Origin of the sequence: Sanguibacter antarcticus, assembly GCF_002564005.1 — a bacterium.
Taxonomy (GTDB): Bacteria; Actinomycetota; Actinomycetes; order Actinomycetales; family Cellulomonadaceae; genus Sanguibacter; species Sanguibacter antarcticus.
On record NZ_PDJG01000001.1, the window covers coordinates 1,058,239 to 1,079,520 of the forward strand.

Annotated in this window: 18 protein-coding genes and 1 riboswitch; all 18 genes read left to right on the forward strand. The window is 67.6% G+C overall.

The window, feature by feature from the left end; translation table 11 throughout:
- The first annotated feature begins 79 nt into the window (after window positions 1-79).
- The 18 genes from ATL42_RS04765 (at window position 80) to rpe (ending at window position 21,017) form a co-directional block, all read left to right on the forward strand.
- Window positions 80-1,801 carry an AMP-binding protein gene (locus ATL42_RS04765; RefSeq protein ID WP_211281853.1) on the forward strand — a complete coding sequence of 574 codons (1,722 nt, stop codon included), beginning with the start codon at window positions 80-82 and terminating at the stop codon, window positions 1,799-1,801.
- Window positions 1,802-1,943: 142 nt separating this feature from the next.
- A complete protein-coding gene (gene pyrR / locus ATL42_RS04770) occupies window positions 1,944-2,594 on the forward strand; it encodes a bifunctional pyr operon transcriptional regulator/uracil phosphoribosyltransferase PyrR (protein WP_098454367.1) in 651 nt (216 codons plus the stop codon).
- Window positions 2,591-3,610, forward strand: coding sequence for an aspartate carbamoyltransferase catalytic subunit (locus ATL42_RS04775; protein WP_098454368.1), 1,020 nt, complete (start codon window positions 2,591-2,593; stop codon window positions 3,608-3,610). The genes pyrR and ATL42_RS04775 overlap by 4 nt, the downstream gene beginning before the upstream one ends.
- A complete protein-coding gene (locus tag ATL42_RS04780; protein WP_098454369.1) occupies window positions 3,607-4,989 on the forward strand; it encodes a dihydroorotase in 1,383 nt (460 codons plus the stop codon). Before ATL42_RS04775 ends, ATL42_RS04780 begins: the two co-directional genes overlap by 4 nt.
- A gap of 62 nt (window positions 4,990-5,051) precedes the next feature.
- Entirely contained in the window at window positions 5,052-5,564 is a 513-nt protein-coding gene (locus ATL42_RS04785; RefSeq protein ID WP_483880248.1) for a PH-like domain-containing protein, read from the forward strand.
- On the forward strand, window positions 5,561-6,820 hold the full coding sequence (gene carA / locus ATL42_RS04790; protein ID WP_098454371.1) for a glutamine-hydrolyzing carbamoyl-phosphate synthase small subunit: 1,260 nt from the start codon (window positions 5,561-5,563) through the stop codon (window positions 6,818-6,820). The genes ATL42_RS04785 and carA overlap by 4 nt, the downstream gene beginning before the upstream one ends.
- A 2-nt stretch (window positions 6,821-6,822) precedes the next feature.
- On the forward strand, window positions 6,823-10,146 hold the full coding sequence (carB, locus tag ATL42_RS04795) for a carbamoyl-phosphate synthase large subunit (protein ID WP_098454372.1): 3,324 nt from the start codon (window positions 6,823-6,825) through the stop codon (window positions 10,144-10,146).
- On the forward strand, window positions 10,146-11,033 hold the full coding sequence (gene pyrF, locus ATL42_RS04800; RefSeq protein WP_098454373.1) for an orotidine-5'-phosphate decarboxylase: 888 nt from the start codon (window positions 10,146-10,148) through the stop codon (window positions 11,031-11,033). Before carB ends, pyrF begins: the two co-directional genes overlap by 1 nt.
- A gap of 132 nt (window positions 11,034-11,165) precedes the next feature.
- Window positions 11,166-11,477: an integration host factor, actinobacterial type gene (gene mihF / locus ATL42_RS04805; protein WP_098454374.1), complete on the forward strand. Its 312-nt coding sequence runs from the start codon at window positions 11,166-11,168 to the stop codon at window positions 11,475-11,477.
- A 2-nt stretch (window positions 11,478-11,479) separates the two neighbouring features.
- A complete protein-coding gene (gmk, locus tag ATL42_RS04810) occupies window positions 11,480-12,109 on the forward strand; it encodes a guanylate kinase (protein WP_211281854.1) in 630 nt (209 codons plus the stop codon).
- A gap of 75 nt (window positions 12,110-12,184) precedes the next feature.
- Window positions 12,185-12,472 carry a DNA-directed RNA polymerase subunit omega gene (rpoZ, locus tag ATL42_RS04815; protein ID WP_098454376.1) on the forward strand — a complete coding sequence of 96 codons (288 nt, stop codon included), beginning with the start codon at window positions 12,185-12,187 and terminating at the stop codon, window positions 12,470-12,472.
- Between the two features lie 62 nt (window positions 12,473-12,534).
- Window positions 12,535-13,776 (forward strand): bifunctional phosphopantothenoylcysteine decarboxylase/phosphopantothenate--cysteine ligase CoaBC, encoded by a 1,242-nt coding sequence (coaBC, locus tag ATL42_RS04820; RefSeq protein WP_098454377.1) that lies wholly within the window; start codon window positions 12,535-12,537, stop codon window positions 13,774-13,776.
- A gap of 73 nt (window positions 13,777-13,849) precedes the next feature.
- Complete coding sequence (metK, locus tag ATL42_RS04825) at window positions 13,850-15,043, forward strand: methionine adenosyltransferase (RefSeq protein WP_098454378.1); 1,194 nt, start codon at window positions 13,850-13,852, stop codon at window positions 15,041-15,043.
- Window positions 15,043-17,229: a primosomal protein N' gene (locus ATL42_RS04830; protein WP_098454379.1), complete on the forward strand. Its 2,187-nt coding sequence runs from the start codon at window positions 15,043-15,045 to the stop codon at window positions 17,227-17,229. Before metK ends, ATL42_RS04830 begins: the two co-directional genes overlap by 1 nt.
- Entirely contained in the window at window positions 17,226-17,876 is a 651-nt protein-coding gene (locus tag ATL42_RS04835) for an HAD family hydrolase (protein ID WP_098454380.1), read from the forward strand. Before ATL42_RS04830 ends, ATL42_RS04835 begins: the two co-directional genes overlap by 4 nt.
- Before the next feature lie 10 nt (window positions 17,877-17,886).
- Window positions 17,887-18,843, forward strand: a complete 957-nt coding sequence (locus ATL42_RS04840; RefSeq protein WP_098456339.1) for a methionyl-tRNA formyltransferase — start codon at window positions 17,887-17,889, stop codon at window positions 18,841-18,843.
- On the forward strand, window positions 18,840-20,330 hold the full coding sequence (locus tag ATL42_RS04845; protein ID WP_098454381.1) for an RsmB/NOP family class I SAM-dependent RNA methyltransferase: 1,491 nt from the start codon (window positions 18,840-18,842) through the stop codon (window positions 20,328-20,330). The genes ATL42_RS04840 and ATL42_RS04845 overlap by 4 nt, the downstream gene beginning before the upstream one ends.
- Window positions 20,331-20,339: 9 nt before the next feature.
- Window positions 20,340-21,017: a ribulose-phosphate 3-epimerase gene (gene rpe / locus ATL42_RS04850; RefSeq protein ID WP_098456340.1), complete on the forward strand. Its 678-nt coding sequence runs from the start codon at window positions 20,340-20,342 to the stop codon at window positions 21,015-21,017.
- Between the two features lie 80 nt (window positions 21,018-21,097).
- Window positions 21,098-21,218, forward strand: a riboswitch (FMN riboswitch).
- Window positions 21,219-21,282 lie beyond the last annotated feature (64 nt).

A 21,282-nucleotide genomic window follows, 5' to 3' on the forward strand; every position in this document is an offset into this window, starting at 1 on the left:
TGGATGTTCTTGAGCGATGGGGCGGTCGGTGATCGTACGGGTAGTAACTTACGGGTCCGTAGGTTAGTGTTCGTGAGTGATCTCGACGGATGAGCAGCGACCGTGGTTGGCCTCCTATGCGCCGGATGTTGCGGCTGATGTGGTGGTGCCTGAGGAGTCTTTGACTGCTGCGCTGGAGCGTGGTGCGGCGGAGTATCCGGATCGTGTGGCGTTGGACTTCATGGGTCGGACGACGACGTATGCGGAGCTGTGGGACGAGGTGCGGCGGGCTGCGTCGGCGTTGATCGGTCTGGGCGTGGTTCCTGGGGACAGGGTTGCGGTTGCGCTACCTAATTGTGCAGCGCACGTGGTGGCTTTCTATGCGACGCTCCGGATCGGCGCTGTGGTTGTCGAGCACAACCCGTTGTACACCGACTCTGAGCTGGCGCACCAGCTGGCGGACTCGGGTGCTGTGGTGGCGGTGTGCTGGGAGCAGACCGCGGTTGCGGTGGCTCGGGTGCAGGGGCGCACGAGCGTGCGGACCGTGGTGGCGGTGGACCTTTCGCGAGATCTTCCTCGTGTGAAGCGGTGGGCGCTGGCTCTTCCGGTGCCTGCTGCGCGGGCTCTGCGGACGTCGATGCGTGCGGTTGTCCCTGATGGTGTCTTGCGTTGGGACCGGCTCGTGCGTGGTGCGTCGGTGCTGGCGGCGGAGCATCCGTCGCCGGTAGGTGACGATCTTGCCTTGTTGCAGTACACGGGTGGTACGACGGGTACTCCCAAGGGGGCGATGCTCTTGCACCGTCATCTTGTGGCGAACGCGGTGCAGGGTGCGGAGTGGACCGGGGCGGCTCGCGCTGCGGCGGCAGGTGAGCCCCCTGCTGTGGTTTTCGGCGTGCTCCCGTTCTTTCATGCGTTCGGTCTGACGTTGTGCTTGTCGTACACGATCCGGATCGGCGCGACGTTGGTGCTGTTCCCGAAGTTTGACGTGGGGACGGTGCTGGCAGCGCAGAAGCGTCGTCCGGGGACGTTCTTGCCGGCGGTCCCTCCGATGCTCGATCGTCTGGCGACTGCGGCTCGTGCGTCGGGAGCCGACCTGACGTCGTTCCGGTATGCGATCTGTGGTGCGATGCCGTTGTCTGCGGCGACTGCACAGGCGTGGGAGAGCGTCACGGGTGGGCTCGCCATCGAGGGGTACGGGATGACGGAGACCTCGCCTGTCGCGCTGGGCAACCCGGTCTCGAGCGCGCGGCGGCCAGGCCTGCTCGGGGTGCCGTTCCCGTCGACGTGGGCGCGTGTCGCTGTGCAGGACGACCCGTCGCGTGCTGTTGCTCCGGGGGAGCGTGGTGAGCTGCAGGTGAGCGGGCCTCAGGTGTTTGAGGGGTACTGGCAGCAGCCAGAGGAGAGCGCTCAGTGCTTCGTGGAGGCGGACGGTCGGACGTGGTTGCGGACAGGTGATGTCGTGGTCATGGACGAGGACGGTTTTGTCACGGTGGTGGACCGGATCAAGGAGATGATCATCACCGGGGGCTTCAAGGTCTTTCCGTCGCAGGTGGAAGATCTGTTGCGGCAGATGCCTGGTGTGGAGGATGTCGCTGTGGTGGGGATCCCGGGTGGTGACCTGGGGGAGAAGGTCGTTGCAGCGGTCGTGCTCGAGCCGGGTGTCGATGGGTTCGATCTGGAGACCGTCCGTGCGTGGTGCGCGCAGCACCTGGCGCGGTACGCGCTGCCACGTCAGCTCGTGGTCGTGAAGGATCTCCCGCGGTCGCAGATCGGGAAGGTCATGCGGCGCGTGGTGCGGGACCAGATCCTCGCCGCCTCCTGAGAGCCTGCCACGGTGCCGTTCGGCGGCGGCGTCCACGACGCGGGCAGGCCGCGTGGGGTTTCACGCTGAAGCGGTACGATCGACCCATCCTGCAAGACATCCTTTAAGAGCCGTCCTGAGAGACGGAGAAGGAGGTCGCCAGATGAGCTCTGGCCCCGGCACGCCTTCGTACGAGCACAGCCTTTCTTCCACGTCTGACGTGGCCCGCGCCGCCGAGCTGACCGAGGTCCTCGGGGCGACGGAGATCTCCCGGGCGTTGACGCGTATCGCGCACGAGATCCTCGAACGGAACAAGGGCGGCACCAGCGTCGTCCTCCTCGGCATCCCGACGCGGGGGGTTCCGCTCGCTGAGCGTCTCGCTCGCCGGCTCGCGGACGTCGAGCCGGGTCTCGACGCACGCGCCCTCGTCGGGACTCTCGACGTGACGATGCACCGTGACGACCTTCACCGCCAGCCTCCTCGCGCGATCGGGAGCACCCAGCTGCCCGACGGCGGTATCGACAACAAGGTCGTCATCCTCGTCGATGACGTCCTGTTCTCCGGGCGCACCATCCGTGCCGCCCTCGATGCGTTGAGCGATATCGGACGCCCGCGCGCGGTCCAGCTCGCTGCGCTCGTGGACCGAGGCCACCGTGAGCTGCCCATCCGGCCCGACTACGTCGGAAAGAACCTCCCGACCTCGCTCAACGAACGGGTGAGCGTCCGGCTCTCCGAGATCGACGGCGAGGACGCGGTCCTCATCGGTCAGCGACAGACCAGCGCAGCCCGCGAGCGCGGGGAGGGAGACCTGTGAAGCATCTTCTGACGACGCGTGGTCTGTCGCGTGCTGATGCGATTCGGATTCTTGATACGGCGGGGCAGATGGCGGCGACGCAGTCGCGTGAGATCAAGAAGCTGCCGACGTTGCGGGGTCGGACGGTGGTGAACTTGTTCTTTGAGGATTCGACGCGGACGCGGATCTCGTTCGAGACGGCGGCGAAGCGGTTGTCGGCGGACGTGATCAATTTTTCGGCGAAGGGGTCGAGCGTGTCGAAGGGGGAGTCCCTGAAGGACACGGCGTTGACGTTGCAGGCGATGGGTGCGGATGCGGTGGTGATTCGTCATCAGGCGTCGGGTGCGCCGCATACGTTGGCGCATGCGGGGTGGGTGGAGGCTGCGGTGATCAATGCGGGTGATGGGATGCATCAGCATCCGACGCAGGCATTGTTGGATGCGTACACGATGCGTCGTCATCTGATGCCGCGGGTGGGGCGTGGGGTTGGTGTGCCGGGTGTGGGTGCTGGTGCTGGGTTGGATCTTGCGGGTGTGCGTGTGGCGATCGTGGGGGATGTTCTGCACTCGCGTGTGGCGCGGTCGAATGTTCAGCTGTTGCACACGTTGGGGGCGCAGGTGACGCTCGTTGCTCCGCCGACGTTGGTGCCGGTGGGTGTGGAGGCGTGGCCGTGCGAGGTGTCGTATCACCTTGATGAGGTGCTGGTTGATCTGCAGCCGGATGCGGTGATGATGCTGCGTGTTCAGCGTGAGCGGATGAGCAGTGCTGGTGGGGGTTTTTTTCCGAGTCCGTTGGAGTACACGCGGAACTATGGTCTGGATGCTGTGCGTCTGGGTCTTCTTCCGGAGCATGCGATCGTCATGCATCCGGGACCGATGAATCGTGGGCTCGAGATTTCTGCGGAGGCTGCTGACTCGCCTCGTGCTGTGATCGTCGAGCAGGTGGCCAACGGGGTCGCTGTTCGTATGGCTGTGCTCTACCTCCTGCTTGCGGGAGACGTTTCCCAGGTCGGTTCCCATGAGAGGGCTTCACTATGACGAGTTCCCAGATCGAGATTGATGGATCGTCGGGGTTGGCGACGTACCTGATCCGCGATGTTGCGCCTCTGGGGGGTGAGCGGGTGGATCTTGTGCTTGCGGGTGGGGTGATCGAGCGGATCGAGCCGTCGGGGTCGGTCGTGGCTGGTGAGGGTGTCGTGGTTGTCGAGGGTGGGCATCTTGTTGCTCTGCCGGGGTTGGTCGATCTTCATACGCATCTGCGGGAGCCGGGTCGTGAGGATGCGGAGACGATCCGTTCGGGGACGCGGGCTGCTGCGGTCGGTGGTTTTACTGCTGTGCATGCGATGGCGAACACGACCCCGGTGCAGGACACTGCGGGGGTCGTCGAGCAGGTGTGGCGGTTGGGGACCGAGGCGGGGTGGGCGGATGTTCATCCTGTGGGTGCTGTGAGCGTGGGTCTGGAGGGGACTCATCTTGCGGAGCTGGGTGCGATGGCGCACTCGGCTGCGCAGGTGAGGGTGTTCTCTGATGATGGCAAGTGTGTGGCTGATCCGATCTTGATGCGTCGGGCGTTGGAGTATGTGAAGGCGTTCGACGGTGTGATCGCTCAGCACTCTCAGGAGCCTCGTCTGACGGAGGGGTCTCAGATGAACGAGGGGGTCGTCTCTGCGGAGATCGGTCTGGCGGGGTGGCCTGCGGTTGCTGAGGAGGCGATCATCGCTCGGGACGTTCTCTTGGCTGAGCATGTGGGGTCTCGTCTGCACGTGTGTCACTTGTCGACGGCTGGGTCGGTGGATCTGATCCGGTGGGCGAAGTCGCGTGGGATCCGTGTGACGGCGGAGGTGACGGGGCACCACCTTGGGCTGACGGAGGAGCGGGCGCGTGACTATGACCCGATGTTCAAGGTGAATCCTCCGTTGCGGACTGCGGCGGATGTCGAGGCGGTCCGTGAGGGGCTTGCGGACGGGACGATCGATATCGTTGCGACGGACCATGCTCCGCACACTCGTGAGGACAAGGACTGTGAGTGGGCGGCGGCTGCGTTCGGGATGACGGGTCTTGAGACGGTGCTGAGCGTCGTTCAGCAGACGATGGTGGACACCGGTCGGATGACGTGGGCTGATGTTGCTCGGGTGCTGTCGAGCGCGCCGGCGCAGATCGGGCGCATCACGGATGGTCCGCGTCCTCAGGGGCGTCCGCTCGCTGTGGGTGAGCCGGCGAACGTCGTCCTGGTCGATCCTGCGGTGCGCCGGGTCGTGCGGCCTGCTGAGCAGGCGACGGCGAGCGCGAACTCGCCGTTCGGTGGGGTGGAGCTTCCGGGTCAGGTCATGGCGACGTTCTTGCGTGGACGTGCGACGGTGCTCGACGGGGTTCCTGTGGAGCAGGACGGGGTGTCTCGCGTGGGTGCGTCTCGATGAGCATGCCGATGCCCGTGGCTGTTGGTCTGTGGGTTGCGCTGGGTGTGGGGATCCTGCTGGTGATGTGGCGCGGGTGGCGTGGTTCGATGGCCCGGGGCGCGGGTGCCGTGGGTACGTTGCCGGTGGTGCCTGACGGTGCGGGGCTCGGTGCGGCGCGGACGGACGCGATCGTCGGGACGTACGTGTCGAGCACCATGGCGGGGGACTGGCTCGGTCGTGTCGTGGCGCACGATCTTGGTGTGCGATCGAGCGCGACCGTACAGGTGTTCGATGCGGGTGTGGTGATCGAGCGCCGTGGTGCGGCGGACGTGTTCGTCCCGGCCGGGGTGCTGCGCGGTGTGCGCCGGGTTGCTGGCATGGCAGGGAAGTATGTCGGTGGTGAGGGCATCGTCGTCATCGAGTGGTCCGCGTCCTCACCTGATGGTGCACCGGTGCCCTTGGACACCGGTATCCGTACCCAGCGTGCGAGCGACAGGTCGATCCTCGTCGACGCTGTCGGTGCGTTGACTGCGAGCGCGGTCGTTGGTCCTTATGTTTCCCCTGATTCGCAGTTCGACTCGAAGGAGCCTCAGTGAGTACTCAGCTGCATGCGACCAGACCGTCCGGAGAGGTTGTCTCTGATGCGGCTCTCCTCGTTCTTGAGGATGGGCGAACTTTTCCTGGGCGTGCTTTTGGTGCGGTCGGGACCACGATCGGGGAGATCGTGTTCAACACGGGTATGACGGGGTATCAGGAGACGTTGACGGATCCGTCGTATCACCGGCAGATCGTGGTGATGACTGCGCCGCACATCGGGAACACGGGTGTGAACGTTGATGATCCTGAGTCGTCGAGGATCTGGGTGACGGGTTTCGTGGTGCGTGATCCTGCGCGTCGTGCGTCGAGCTGGCGTTCGGAGGGGTCGTTGCAGGACGAGCTGGTGCGTCAGGGGGTCGTGGGTATCTCTGATATCGATACTCGTGCGTTGACGCGGCACCTGCGGGACCGGGGTGTGATGCGTGGGTCGATCGTCTCGGGTGAGGATCTGCTCGTGGGTGGGTATCCGCGGCCGATCGAGGATCTTGTGGGGCAGGTGTGCTCGGCTGCGTCGATGGTGGGTGCGGATCTTGCGGGTGAGGTGAGCACGGAGCGTGCGTACGTGGTCGAGCCTCAGGGTGCTTTCGCGGGGCAGGCTCCGGTGAAGACGGTCGTGGCTGTCGACCTGGGGATCAAGTCGATGACGCCGCAGCGGTTGGCTGAGCGGGGTGTGCGTGTGCACGTGGTTCCGTCGTCGTCGACGATCGAGGATCTGTTGGCGTTGTCGCCGGACGGTGTGTTCTTCTCGAACGGTCCGGGGGACCCGGGGGCTGCGGTGCATGCGGTGGAGCTGTTGCGTGCTGTCCTCGATGCGGGTGTGCCGTATTTCGGTATCTGTTTCGGGAATCAGATCTTGGGGCGTGCGTTGGGTTTTGGGACGTACAAGCTTGGGTACGGTCACCGGGGGATCAATCAGCCGGTGATGGATGTCTCGACGCGCAAGGTGGAGATCACGTCGCACAACCATGGGTTCGCGGTGGACGCGCCGATCGGTGCTCAGACTCTCGCGCCTCACGATCCGGAGCGGTACGGGCGTGTGGTGGTGTCCCATGTGGGGCTCAACGATGACGTGGTGGAGGGGTTGGAGTGTCTTGACATCCCGGCGTTCTCTGTCCAGTACCACCCGGAGGCTGCTGCTGGTCCTCATGATGCGGCGTACCTCTTTGATCGTTTTCTCGACCTCATGAACTCGGGTGCACGCACGGCTTCGGGCCTCTCGGCCGCGACCGGTGCGGCGTCCGCGAAGGAGAACTGACTGTGCCTCGCAGACAAGACATCACTTCCGTCCTGGTCATCGGGTCTGGCCCGATCGTCATCGGTCAGGCGTGCGAGTTCGACTACTCGGGGACGCAGGCGTGCCGTGTTCTCAAGGAGGAGGGCCTGCGGGTCATCCTGGTGAACTCGAACCCGGCGACGATCATGACGGACCCGGAGTTCGCGGACGCGACGTATATCGAGCCGATCACGACCGAGGTGCTCACGACGATCATCGCGAAGGAGCGCCCGGATGCGGTCTTGGCGACGCTCGGTGGGCAGACGGCGCTCAACGCGGCGATCGCCCTGGACGAGGCGGGTGTGTTCGAGAAGTACGGTGTCGAGCTCATCGGTGCGAACATCGCCTCGATCCAGAAGGGTGAGGACCGTCAGCTGTTCAAGGAGGTGGTGGAGAAGTGCGGGGGCGAGTCTGCTCGTTCCGTGATCATCCACCGCGTCGAGGAGGCTGTTGCTGCGGCAGCGGAACTGGGGTACCCGATGGTGGTGCGGCCGTCGTTCACGATGGGGGGTCTCGGGTCGGGGATCGCGTACGACGAGACGGACCTGCGGCGCATCGTGGGTCAGGGGTTGCACTATTCTCCGACGACCGAGGTGCTGCTCGAGGAGTCGATCCTCGGGTGGAAGGAGTACGAGCTCGAGCTCATGCGTGACAAGGCGGACAACGTCGTTGTCGTGTGCTCGATCGAGAACGTGGACCCGGTCGGTGTGCACACGGGGGACTCGGTGACTGTCGCGCCTGCGCTGACGTTGACGGACCGGGAGTACCAGAACCTGCGGGACATCGGTATCGCGGTCATCCGTGAGGTGGGTGTGGACACGGGTGGGTGCAACATCCAGTACGCCGTGGACCCTGCGACGGGGCGGGTCATCGTCATCGAGATGAATCCGCGGGTGTCGCGATCGTCGGCGTTGGCGTCCAAGGCGACGGGGTTCCCGATCGCGAAGATCGCGGCGAAGCTTGCTGTGGGGTACACGCTCGACGAGATCACCAACGACATCACGGGGTCGACCCCTGCGTCGTTCGAGCCGTCGCTCGACTATGTCGTGGTCAAGGTCCCACGGTTCGCGTTCGAGAAGTTCCCCGCTGCTGACGACACGTTGACCACCACGATGAAGTCGGTGGGGGAGGCGATGGCGATGGGGCGCAACTTCACGGAAGCGCTCGGCAAGGCCTTGCGGTCCTTGGACAAGACCGGTGCGGAGTTCCACTGGGACGGTGAGCCGGTCAGCGGGGAGGCGCTCGATGCGCTGCTCGTCGAGATCGCGCGTCCGACCGAGCGTCGTCTCGTCCAGACGCAGCAGGCGCTGCGCGCCGGCGCCACTCTCGAACAGGTGTTCGACGCGACGAAGATCGACCCGTGGTACCTCGACCAGATCCAGCTCGTCAACGAGGTCGCCGCCGAGGTCGCCGGTGCGCACGCGCTCACGCGCGCGGTGCTCCAGCGGGCGAAGCGTCATGGTCTCTCCGACGTCCAGATCGCCAAGCTTCGCGGCATCACCGGTGCGCACGGCGCAGCGGAAGCCACGGTGCGCGAGGTGCGCAGGGCGCTCGGCGTGCGACCGGTCTTCAAGACCGTCGACACGTGCGCCGCCGAGTTCGCGGCCCTGACCCCGTACCACTACTCGACGTACGACTCCGAGACCGAGGTGCGTCCCCGCGAGCGCGAGGCGGTCCTCATCTTGGGGTCGGGGCCTAACCGGATCGGGCAGGGGATCGAGTTCGACTATTCGTGCGTGCACGCTGCGTTGGCGCTCAAGGGTGACTACGAGACGGTCATGGTCAACTGCAACCCGGAGACGGTCTCGACCGACTATGACACCGCGGACCGGCTGTATTTTGAGCCGTTGACGTTCGAGGATGTCGTGGAGGTGTATGAGGCGGAGCTTGCTGCGGGTCCGATCAAGGGCATCATCGTCCAGCTGGGTGGGCAGACGCCGTTGAGTCTGGCGCAGCGGTTGGCGGATGCTGGTCTGCCGATCCTGGGGACGTCGCCCGAGGCGATCGATGCGGCTGAGGACCGTGCGGTGTTCGGTCGTGTGCTGGCTGAGGCGAATCTGCCGGCTCCGGCGTTCGGGACTGCGACGACGTTGGTCGCTGCTGTGGAGATCGCGGCGGGTATCGGGTATCCGGTTCTCGTGCGGCCCTCGTACGTGCTGGGTGGGCGTGGCATGGAGATCGTCTATAGCGAGGCTCAGCTGACCGGGTATGTGGAGCGGGCTCTGGGTGAAGTTGCTCTTGCGGGTGGTCATCTGGCACCGATCCTCATCGACCGTTTCCTCGATGACGCGATGGAGATCGACGTCGATGCGCTCTATGACGGGACCGAGATGTTCCTCGGTGGTGTCATGGAGCACATCGAGGAAGCTGGTATCCACTCGGGTGACTCGGCGTGCGTGTTGCCGCCTGTCTCGCTCAGCGAGGGCGAGATCGAGCGTATCCGGCGCTCGACCGAGGCGATCGCGAAGGGTGTGGGGGTGCGGGGGCTGCTCAACGTGCAGTTTGCGCTCGTCTCAGACGTCCTCTATGTGCTCGAGGCGAACCCGCGTGCGTCGCGGACGGTGCCGTTCGTGTCCAAAGCGACCGGGGTCCCGCTGGCCAAGGCGGCGGCGCTGATCATGGTGGGGCACACGATCGCGGACCTGCGGGCGTCGGGAGTGCTGCCTGCCGACGGCGACGGGGGATCGATCGATCTCGATGCGCCGATCGCGGTCAAGGAGGCGGTGCTGCCGTTCAAGCGGTTCCGCACCGCTGACGGGGTGGCGGTCGATACCGTGCTCGGTCCGGAGATGCGGTCGACCGGAGAGGTCATGGGCTTCGACGTCGACTTCCCGACGGCGTTCGCCAAGTCGCAGGCTGCGGCGTTCGGAGGGCTGCCGACCTCGGGGGCGGTGTTCGTGTCTGTCGCTGACCGGGACAAGCGCTCGATCGTCTTCCCGGTCAAGCGGCTTGCCGAGATCGGCTTCGAGATCTTGGCCACGGCGGGCACCGCGAACGTGCTGCGACGCAACGGGATCGCGTCGACGGTCGTGCGCAAGTACTCCTCGGGTCGGGGGCAGGACGGAGAGCCGACCATCGTCGACCTCATCACGGACGGCAAGGTCGACATGGTGGTCAACACGCCCTCGGGCCAGGGTGCCCGCGCGGACGGGTACGAGATCCGGGCAGCCACGACAGCTGCAGACAAGCCGATCGTCACGACCGTCGCTCAGCTCGCGGCAGCCGTCCAAGGGATCGAGGCCGTCTTGTCTGGTCCGTTCGACGTGCGCAGCCTGCAGGACTATGTGCGCGCGAGCGAGGGGCAGTGATGCCTCAGGTTCCGAGCGATCCCGCACCGGCCGTGCCCGCGCCCTTCGGGGCGCGGGTCGCGCGGGCGATGGCCGCGCACGGTCCCCTGTGCGTGGGCATCGACCCGCATCCTGGCCTGCTCGCTGCGTGGGGCCTGTCTGATGACGCTGCAGGCTTGCGGGACTTCTCCCTCACCGTCATCGATGCGCTCGGCGGGCAGGTCGCTGCGCTCAAGCCCCAGTCGGCGCTCTTCGAGCGGCACGGATCGGCAGGTATCGCTGTTCTCGAGGAGGTCGTTGCCGTCGCCCGATCCGCCCGCACATTGACCATCGTCGATGCTAAGCGGGGGGATATCGGCTCGACGATGGCCGCCTACGCCGACGCCTACCTGCGGGACGGGTCCCCGCTCGCCGGCGACGCCCTCACCGTCTCGCCGTACCTCGGTTTCGGTTCCTTGGCACCCGCGCTCGACATGGCGCACGCCACCGGTCGAGGCCTGTTCGTGCTGTGCCTGACGTCCAACGCCGAAGGCGTCGCGCTCCAGCACGCCCGCGACGGTGACACCTCGGTCGCCGGGCGCATCGCGCTCGGCGCGGCGAGCGCGAACCGCACCGCACGCGACCACGGCACGCTGGGATCGATCGGCCTCGTCGTGGGCGCCACCATCGGCGACGGCGCCCACGAGGCGGGCATCGACCTCGCGGCGGTCAACGGCCCGCTGCTCGCCCCGGGCGTCGGGGCACAAGGCGCCGGGGGGCGTGAGCTTGCTGCCGTCTTCGGGGCGGCACGCTCGAACGTCTTGGCGTCCTCGTCTCGGGGCGTGCTCGGGGCAGGACCCGACACGCGAGGGCTCCTCGCCGCCGCTCGACGGTCCGCAGACGACGCCGCAACCGCACTTCGGGCCTAGCCGGTCGCCCCGCAAGGCACCACAAACCAGTCCGGACCTCGCCCTGCGAGCCGTTCACGTTGCCGACCCGGCCGATCGTGGCTAGTTTCGCAAGTACGTTTCCGCTCGTCTCGTCCGAAGAAGGTGACCGGAGTGGCCTTACCTGAACTGACCCCCGAGCAGCGCTCAGCCGCGCTGGAAAAAGCGGCGATCGCACGCCGAGCGCGTGCGGAAGTCAAGAACCGTCTGAAGTACTCTTCAGGTGCACTCTCCGACGTCGTCAAGCAAGGACAGACAGACGACATCATCGGCAAGCTCAAGGTCGTCTCCCTGCTCGAGTCTCTTCCCGGCGTCGGGAAGGTCAAGGCTCGAGCGATCATGGGAGAGATCGGCATCGCCGAGAGTCGTCGAGTGCGCGGACTGGGCCCGCACCAGGCGGCAGCCCTCATCGAAAGGTTTGGCTGATCATCGCTGCCCCGTCGCACCCTGACCGTCCCGTCGCACCGGGCCAGCCCTCGCAGGCTGCCCGGCTCACGGTCCTCGCCGGCCCCACCGCCGTCGGTAAAGGGACCGTCTCGGCCGACATCCGCGCCCGCTACCCGCAGGTGTGGCTGTCGGTCTCAGCCACGACGCGAGCCCCTCGACCAGGGGAGATCGACGGGGTGCACTACCACTTCGTCGGACCCGACAGGTTCCACGAGATGGTCGAGAACGACGAGCTCCTCGAGTCGGCTGTCGTCCACGGGCAGAACAGCTACGGGACACCGCGGGCCGCCGTCGACGAACAGCTCGCAGCCGGGATCCCCGCCCTGCTGGAGATCGACCTGCAAGGTGCACGCCAGGTCCGGGCAACGATGCCCGGCGCCCGGTTCGTCTTCCTTGCCCCCCCGAGCTGGGAAGAGCTCGAGCGTCGGCTCGTCGGGCGCGGGACCGAGGGCCCCGAAGAACGCGAGCGCCGGCTCGCGACCGCACGCATCGAGCTCGCTGCCGAACCAGAGTTCGACGTCGTGGTCGTCAACGACGACGTCCACCGGGCGACCGACGAGATCATGTCCGTCATGGGCCTGACCACCGAGCGCACCGCCACACGCGTCTGAGACCCGACCGCTTGCTCTGACGCAGTAGACTGGTTGACTGATCCCGCAAACCCCCTGCACGTTCGGAGTTCATCTGTGTCTGGAACCGTTGCCGCACCCGTCGGAATCACCGACCCGCCCATCGACGACCTGCTCACCCGCGCCGACTCGAAGTACGCCCTCGTGGTGTTCTCCGCAAAGCGCGCCCGACAGATCAACGCGTACTACTCCCAGCTTCACGAGGGCCTGCTCGAGTTCGTCGGACCGCTCGTCGAGACTCGCCCGCAGGAGAAGCCGCTCTCCATCGCGATGCGCGAGATCAACTCCGGTCTCCTGAACATCGAGCCGACCGACGGTCCCTCGCGCGACATCAACGCAGCCTGACAGGACCGCACCACCGCGTGCGCCGGTCCATCGACCGGCGGCGCACCACGAGAAGGCACCCCATGCGCATCATCCTCGGCGTGAGCGGAGGCATCGCGGCCTACAAGTCCGTGCTGCTGCTCCGGCAGCTCACCGAAGCAGGCCACCGCGTGCGCGTGGTACCCACCGAGGCAGCCTTGCGCTTCGTCGGCGCCCCCACGTGGGAGGCGCTCTCCGGCGAGCCGGTCACCTCCCACGTGTTCGACGACGTCGCGCACGTCCCCCACGTCGCCCTCGGTCAAGGCGCCGACCTCGTCGTCGTCGCACCAGCCACCGCCGACCTCCTCGCCCGGATGGCCGGAGGCATGTCGGACGACCTCCTGACCGCGACCCTGCTCACCGCCCGGTGCCCGGTCCTCGTGGCGCCCGCCATGCACACCGAGATGTGGACCCACCCGGCCACCCGATCCAACGTCCGCCTCCTGCGCGAGCGTGGCGTCCACGTGCTGGAACCTGCGTCGGGTCGCTTGACCGGCGACGACTCCGGGCAAGGCAGGCTCCCTGAACCGTCGGAGATCGCCGCCGCAGCGCTTGCCCTCGTCGACGAGACGACTGCGAGCGCCTCAGAGCCTGCGGTCCTGGACCGTCCGCTCGATCTTCTCGGTCGGACGGTGGTCGTGTCCGCGGGCGGGACGCGTGAGCCGATCGACCCGGTGCGGTTCCTGGGCAATCGCAGCACGGGGCTGCAGGGGTATGCGTTGGCTGAGGTCGCGTGCGCGCGGGGCGCGTCGGTGGTGCTCGTGGCGGCGAACACGTCGTTGCCCGACCCGCACGGGGTGGAGGTCGTGCACGTGGAGACGACCGAGGAGCTGCGTGCTGCTGTGCGTCGTGCTGCTGGTGATGCTGACGTGGTCATCATGGCAGCGGCTGTGGCGGACTTCCGTCCGGTCGGAGCGGTCGGTCACAAGATCAAGAAGCGGTCTGACGGGGTCGTCGCGCCCATCGAGCTCGTTGCGAACCCGGACGTCCTCGCGGAGCTTGCTGCACACCGGCTCGTCCCTGGTCAGGTCGTCGTGGGGTTTGCGGCCGAGACGGGGGACGAGGACGGGGACGTGCTCGAGCACGGTCGTGCGAAGGCTCGGCGCAAGGGGGCTGATCTTCTGGTGGTGAACCGTGTCGGGGAGGGGCGAGGGTTTGCCGTTCCTGACAACGACGTCACTGTGCTCGATGGTGATGGTTCAACCGTGACCGCTGTGGCGGGGTCGAAAGCTGTGGTGGCGGGGGTCGTCCTGGACTGCGTGCATGGTCTTCTTGCTGGTCGCTGAGGCGTGGGGTGTGATCTGACCACCGGTTGATCGGCGGACGGGTGAGGCGGACGTGTCGTCGTATCCTTGCCACATGACTGATTCCTTGCGCCTCTTCACGTCTGAGTCTGTGACCGAGGGCCACCCTGACAAGGTGTGCGACCAGATCTCCGACTCGATCCTCGACGCGCTGCTGGAGCAGGACCCGGCGTCACGTGTGGCTGTGGAGACGCTCGTGACGACGGGCCTCGTGCACGTTGCCGGTGAGGTGTCGACGGAGGCGTACGTGGAGATCCCGGCGATCGTGCGTCAGGTGGTCAAGCAGATCGGGTACACGTCGTCGTCGATCGGGTTCGATGGTGACTCGTGCGGTGTGTCGGTGTCGATCGGTCAGCAGTCGCCGGACATCGCGCAGGGTGTCGACAAGGCGCTCGAGCAGCGGATCGACTCTGGTGCGCTCGATCCTCTCGACATGCAGGGTGCTGGCGACCAGGGCTTGATGTTCGGGTATGCGACGGATGAGACGGCGACGTTGCTGCCGTTGCCGATCTTTGTGGCGCACCGGTTGGCTGAGCTGCTCGCGCAGGTGCGCAAGGACGGTTCGCTGCCGGGGTTGCGTCCGGACGGCAAGACGCAGGTGACGATCGCGTACGACGGTGAGCGTGCTGTGGGGGTGGATACGATCGTCGTCTCGACGCAGCACGATCCGGACGTGCGTCAGGACGATCTGGCTGTGGCTGTCGCTGAGCTCGTCGTCGCGCCGGTTCTCGGTCTCCTCGATCTGCCGAGCGCGGACCACCGTCTCATCGTCAACCCGACGGGGACGTTCGTCGTGGGTGGTCCGAAGGGGGACGCGGGCCTGACGGGGCGCAAGATCATCGTCGACACGTATGGCGGCATGGCGCGTCACGGTGGTGGGGCGTTCTCCGGGAAGGACCCGTCCAAGGTCGACCGGTCGGCGGCGTACGCGACCCGGTGGGTCGCGAAGAACGTCGTGGCGGCGGGCCTTGCCCGACGGTGTGAGGTTCAGGTCGCGTATGCGATCGGCAAGGCTCACCCCGTGGGTCTCTATGTCGAGACGTTCGGGACGGAGACCGTGCCGCTGGACCGGATCACGTCGGCGATCCGGGCGGTGTTCGACCTGCGTCCGGGGGCGATCGTCCGCGATCTTGATCTCTTGCGTCCGATCTACGCCCAGACTGCCGCCTACGGGCACTTCGGTCGTGAGCTGCCCGACTTCACGTGGGAGCGCACCGATCGCGTCGCGGACCTGCTCTCTGCCGTCTGATGGACCCGTCGGCGCGCCCTGAGCAGCTCACGCTGCCTGGGCTGGCAGCGCCGACGGGGGCAGGGCGGGCGCGCCGTTCGGAGACGGGCGTCCCTCTTGCACAGGTGCTCCCGATCGCTCGGGTGTGTGTCGACGTGTCACCCCCGCACCTGGACAGGCTCTTCGACTACACGGTGCCTGCGGCGATGTCCGAGAGCGTCCGTCCGGGCGTCCGGGTCAAGGTGCGGTTCGCGGGGCAGGACGTGGACGGGTACGTCATCGAGCGGGTGGATCGCACCGAGCATGCGGGGGCGCTCCTGGCTCTGCGCAGGGTCGTCTCTGCTGAGGCGGTGCTCTCGCCCGAGGTGGCTTCTCTTGCTCGGTCGGTCGCCGACTACTACGCGGGATCGATGACGGACGTGCTGCGGCTGGCGATCCCACCGCGCCTCGCGCGGGTGGAGACCGAGGACGGACCGGCGCGCGTGAGTGGTCGCCAGGCTCCGGATCCGCAGGTCGACGAGGTCCGCTCGCACTGGAGCGACATCCGGGGCGGGGACGCGTTGTTGACCCGGCTGACGGCGGGGGAGTCACCTCGGGCCGTGTGGACTGCGCTGCCAGGTACCGGTGCGCTCGGCGGGTGGCCGCTCGCGCTGGCTGAGGCGGTCCGTGCGACCGCGCGCAGCGGCCGAGGTGTGGTCGTCGCCCTGCCAGACGCTCGTGATGTCGAGCGCCTGGCGCGGGCGCTGGTCGTTCTCGGGATCGAGGAACGGACTGCTGCGCTGGGACCGGTGCCGGGACCGTCGGGCCCTGAGGAGTTTGTCCGCCTGACAGCCGACATGGGGCCGACTCCTCGCTACCGCAGCTTTCTTGCAGCGCTGCGTGGTCACGTGCGCATCGTCATCGGCACGCGGGCGGCGGCGTTCGCGCCGGTGGCGAACCTGGGACTGGTCGTGTGCTGGGACGACATCGACTCGATGCACCAGGAGCGGCGGGCACCGTACCCGCACGTGCGGGAGGTCCTGGCGCTGCGCTCGGAGCAGACCGGCTGTGGCTTCCTCATCGGCTCGGTGAGCCGGTCGATCCATGCCCAGGCGCTCGTCGCGAGCGGATGGGCCCGGGAGCTGGTCGCGGACAGGGCGACCGTCAGAGCACGTGCCCCTCGCGTGCAGGCACTGACGTCTGTCGAGCTGGCGCGCGAAGGCGCAGGGGGCGCCGCACGGTTGCCGAACGCGGCGTGGCAGGCGATCACCACAGGGCTCAAGACCGGTCCGGTCCTCGTCCAGGTGCCGCGCGCCGGCTACCTGCCGGTCGTAGCGTGCGTGCGCTGCCGCACGCCTGCACGGTGTGCTGTGTGCGTCGGTCCGCTTGCGCTCTCCGGTGCACATGCGGTGCCGCAGTGCTCGTGGTGCGGTGCGCTGGCGGGTGGGTGGCGGTGCCCTGAGTGCTCGGCGACGGGGCTGCGCTCGGTCCGGGTCGGGAGCGACCGCACAGCCGAGGAGCTGGGCAAGGCGTTCCCCGGCGTGACCGTCAGGGTCAGCGGGGCGCGCTCTGCAGCAGGCGTGATCGCCCAGGTACCCGACTCTCCGGCCCTCGTGGTGTGCACTCCGGGCGCAGAGCCGGTCGCGCCCTCGGGCTACACGGTCGCGGCTCTTCTCGACGCGGCTGTCTCGACGAGCCACGTCGGGCTCTACACAGACCAGGAAGCCCTGCACCGGTGGTTGACCGCCGCGGCCCTCGTGCGACCGTCCGATGCAGGCGGACGGGTGCTCCTCGTGGGCGACGCCGCACCGACCCCCACGAACGCGTTCGTGCGATGGGACCCAGCGGGCCTCGCCCAGCGTGAGCTCGACGAACGCGTCGAGCTCGCGCTGCCTCCGGCGATGCGGATCGCGTCCGTGACAGGTGACCGGCACGCGGTGGCGATGTTCGTCGCACGCGTCGCACTTCCCGAGGGTGGGTCCGTTCTCGGACCGGTAGAGGTCGCGCCACCTGAGCACGGTGCCCACACCCCGGCACGCGCGCCAGGCCGACGGGGTGCAGCCCGCACGGCCAGCACGCTCGAGGCCCCGGTCCGAGCGATCGTCCGCGTACCAGCAGGCCGCGGACGCGAGCTCGCCCGCGCACTGTCCGCTGCGCTGGCGACCGCGAGCGCGAAGCGGGAGACGGGACTGATCTCGATCGTGCTCGACCCGAAGGAGATGGTGTGAGTCTGTGCAGGACGATCGATGCGGTGCTCTTCGATCTAGGGAACGTGCTCGTCGGCTGGGATCCTTGTGCGGCGTTCGACGGGGTGCTGACGCGCGCCGAGGTGGAGGCGTTCTTTACGGACATCGACTTCGTCGAGCGCAACCGGTCGGCTGATGCTGGGACTCCGTGGGAAGAGGTCCGGGCGTCCGTCGCTGCTGCGCACCCGCAGCACGCGGGGTTGTTGGACCGGTATGTCGAGCGTTTCTCGTCGACGCTCACCGGTCCGGTTCCGGGTACGAGCGAGATCGTCGACGAGCTGGTGGGCCTGGAGGTGCCGGTCTTCGGGCTGACGAACTGGTCGGCTGAGCTGTTCCACCTGGCGCAGCCGGCGGCGCCCGTGATCGGGCTGTTGCGGGGTGTTGTCGTGTCGGGGGAGGAGTGGATGGCGAAGCCGGACCCTGCGATCTTTGAGCTCACGGTGCGGCGGTTCGGTCTGGACCCGGCTCGGACGGTGTTCGTGGACGACGCCGAGGCGAACGTCCGGGCGGCTGACAGCCTCGGTTTCCAGACCGTGCATTTCACGGACGCGTCGGCGTTGCGCGTGCGGCTCGTCGACCTGGGGGTCGTGCCCGCGCTCGATGACGGGGGCGGATCGTCAGCCTCCTAGAATGGGGTTCATGCGTCTGCTCTTTGCCGGTACTCCGGCCGTAGCTGTTCCTGCCCTGGAGGCACTGCTCGACTCGCGCCACGAGGTGGTCGCGGTGCTCACTCGTGCGGACGCGCGGTCGGGGCGTGGGCGTCGGCTCGCGCCGTCGCCTGTCCGCGAGCGTGCTGAGGAGGCCGGGATCCCGGTGATCACTGATCGGCCGCGCAGCGAGGGTTTCGTCGAGCGGCTGGCTGCCCTGGAGGTCGACTGTGCTCCGGTGGTGGCGTACGGCGAGATCCTTCCGCCGGACGTGCTCGGGGTTCCGGTGCACGGTTGGGTGAACCTGCACTTCTCGTTGCTGCCGGCGTGGCGGGGTGCGGCGCCTGTGCAGCGCGCTGTCATGGCGGGGGACGAGGTCACGGGGGCGAGCACGTTCCGGATCGAGGAGGGACCTGTGGACACCGGTCCGGTCTTTGGTGTGGCGACGGAGACGATCCGCCGGCGGGATACTGCTGGTGTGCTCTTGGACAGGCTCGCGCGCTCGGGTGCGGGGCTGCTCGTGGCGTCGCTCGACGCGATCGAGGACGGTCATGCGGCTCCTGTGGTGCAGGACGTGGACGGGGTGAGCCTTGCTCCGAAGCTCACGGTCGAGGATGCGCGTGTGGTGTGGTCGTATCCGGCGCACGTGGTTGATCGCCGGGTGCGTGGGTGTACGCCTGCGCCGGGTGCGTGGACGGACCTGCCGGACGGGTCGCGGCTCGGTCTCGGCCCGGTGACGGTTCTTGCGGAGGACGATGCTGTGGATGTGGCGCTCGAGCCTGGGCGGGTGCTCGTGACGAAGCAGCGGGTGCTCGTGGGGACGGGGTCGCGTCCGGTTGCTCTGGGTGAGGTGACACCGGCGGGCAAGCGGCCGATGGCGGCCAGCGACTGGGCGCGCGGTGCCCGGTTGGACGAGTCAGTGCGTCTCGGTGCGGAGGGGACGTCATGAGCACGGACCGGCGGGATGCGCAGGGACGGGAGCGTGGTGGTGCGCGGTCGCGCGGAGACGGGCACCGTGGTGCGTTGAACCCGAGCGACCGGCGCAGCGGGACGGACCCGGCGCGGACCGTCGCGTTCGACGTGCTGCGGGAGGTTGCGGACTCGGATGCGTATGCGAACCTCGTTCTTCCGCCGATGCTGAGGTCCCGAGGGGTGTCGGGTCGTGACGCGGCGTTCGCGACGGAGCTGACCTATGGCACGTTGCGTCTGCGTGGGCGTTATGACGCGGTGCTGGCGTTGTGCGTGGACCGTCCGTTGGACCGGATCGATGGTCCGGTGCTCGATGTTCTGCGGCTGGGTGTTCATCAGGTCCTGGGGATGCGTGTGCCGGTGCACGCTGCGGTGAGCGAGACTGTCGGGCTGGCGCGTGCGCGGGTCGGTGCGGGCAGTGCTCAGCTGGTCAATGCGGTGCTGCGCAAGGTCGCGCGGACGGAGCTCGAGGAGTGGTTGGAGCTCATCGAGGCGCAGGAGCCCGACGAGGTCGCGCGGATGTCTGTGGTGGAGAGCCACCCGCAGTGGATCACCCGGGCGCTGCGGGATGCCCTGATGGGGGCGGGGCGTCCGGTCGACGAGCTCGGGTCGCTGCTGGAGGCGGACAATGCTGCTCCGAGGGTGACGCTGGTGGCTCGTCCCGGTCTCATCTCGCAGGAGGCCCTTGTCGAGCAGTCCGAGTCACGGCCCGGGCAGTACGCGCCGACGGCTGTGATCTTGCAGGGGAGCGACCCGGGTGGCATCTCGGCAGTTCGAGACGGTCTGGCCGGGGTTCAGGACGAGGGCAGTCAGCTCGTGACCCTCGCGTTCGCTGCGGCGCCGATGGATGGCTCGGACGAGCGGTGGCTGGACATGTGCGCGGGTCCGGGCGGGAAGGCTGCGCTGCTCGCTGCTCTCGCGAGCAGTCGTGGTGCACGCATCGTCGCGAACGAGATCCAGCCGCACCGTGCGGACCTCGTCGAGCGGTCGTTGGCGGCCGTGCCGGACAGCAGCGTGGAGCACGTCCAGGTGTGGGACGGGCGTGACATCGGTACGCAGGAGCCGTCGTCCTACGACCGTGTCCTCGTCGATGCGCCCTGCACTGGCCTGGGGGCGTTGCGCCGTCGGCCCGAGTCGCGGTGGCGGCGGTCGCCGGCGGACGTGCCGGTGCTCGCGACGCTGCAGCGTGAGCTCTTGACGTCGGCGCTCGAGGCCGTGCGTCCCGGCGGGATCGTCGGGTACGTGACGTGCTCGCCGCACCTCGCCGAGACGCGCGCGGTCGTCACCGACGTGCTGCGAGCGCTCCCGGAGGGGAGCGTAGAAGTTGTGGATGCGCGTGCGGTCGTCACGGAGATCGCGGGGACAGACATGCCGTTGGCCGACCGGACGGACGTGCAGCTGTGGCCGCACCTGCACGGGACGGATGCGATGCACCTGACGCTCTTGCGTCGTGCCGTGCAGAACTAGGCTGTGCTCATGAGTGCACTGATCTCTCCGAGCATCCTGTCTGCAGACTTCGCCAACCTCGAGCGTGACCTCCATCGGATCGCTGGTGCCGACTGGGCGCACGTCGACGTCATGGACAACCACTTCGTGCCGAACCTGACGATCGGCCTTCCTGTCGTCGAGCGGATCGTCCAGGTGTCGCCGATCCCGGTCGACGTGCACCTCATGATCGCAGACCCTGACCGGTGGGCGCCTGGGTTCGCTGAGGCGGGGGCGCAGTCGGTGACGTTCCATGCTGAGGCTGCTGCGGCGCCGGTCCGTCTTGCTCGTGCGCTGCGTTCTCACGGTGCGCGTGCTGGGCTGGCGCTCAAGCCGGCGACGGGCCTCGACGGTTTTGTCGACCTGCTCGGTGAGATCGACATGCTGCTCGTCATGACTGTCGAGCCGGGGTTCGGTGGGCAGTCGTTCATCGAGGGGACGCTCGCGAAGATCCGTCGGGCGAGGCGTGCGATCAGTGACGCGGACCTCGATGTGTGGGTCCAGGTCGACGGTGGGGTCTCGCGCGAGACGATCGAGCGGGCTGCTGACGCGGGGGCGAACGTGTTCGTCGCCGGGTCGGCCGTGTTCGGTGCGCAGGACATCCCTGCGGAGATCTCGGCGCTGCGTGACCTCGCGTCGAGGCACGTGCACCCTGTGCAGGGGCGCTGAACGTCAGGGAGGTGTTCGCCCGGCGGGAACACGGCGCGATCGGGACCCGACGCGTGGCATAGTTGGGGTGAACACAGTTCACGTGCTCTGGGGTCGGTGTAATTCCGAGCCGGCGGTATAGTCCGCGACCCGCACCTCGGTGCGGTTGACCTGGTGAGACTCCAGGACCGACGGTTAAAGTCCGGATGGGAAGAGACTCGTGACGGTTCGCGCGATCATCGCGCGCGCCGAGGTGTGCGACGCCCTCATGGGCGGACGCCGCCGT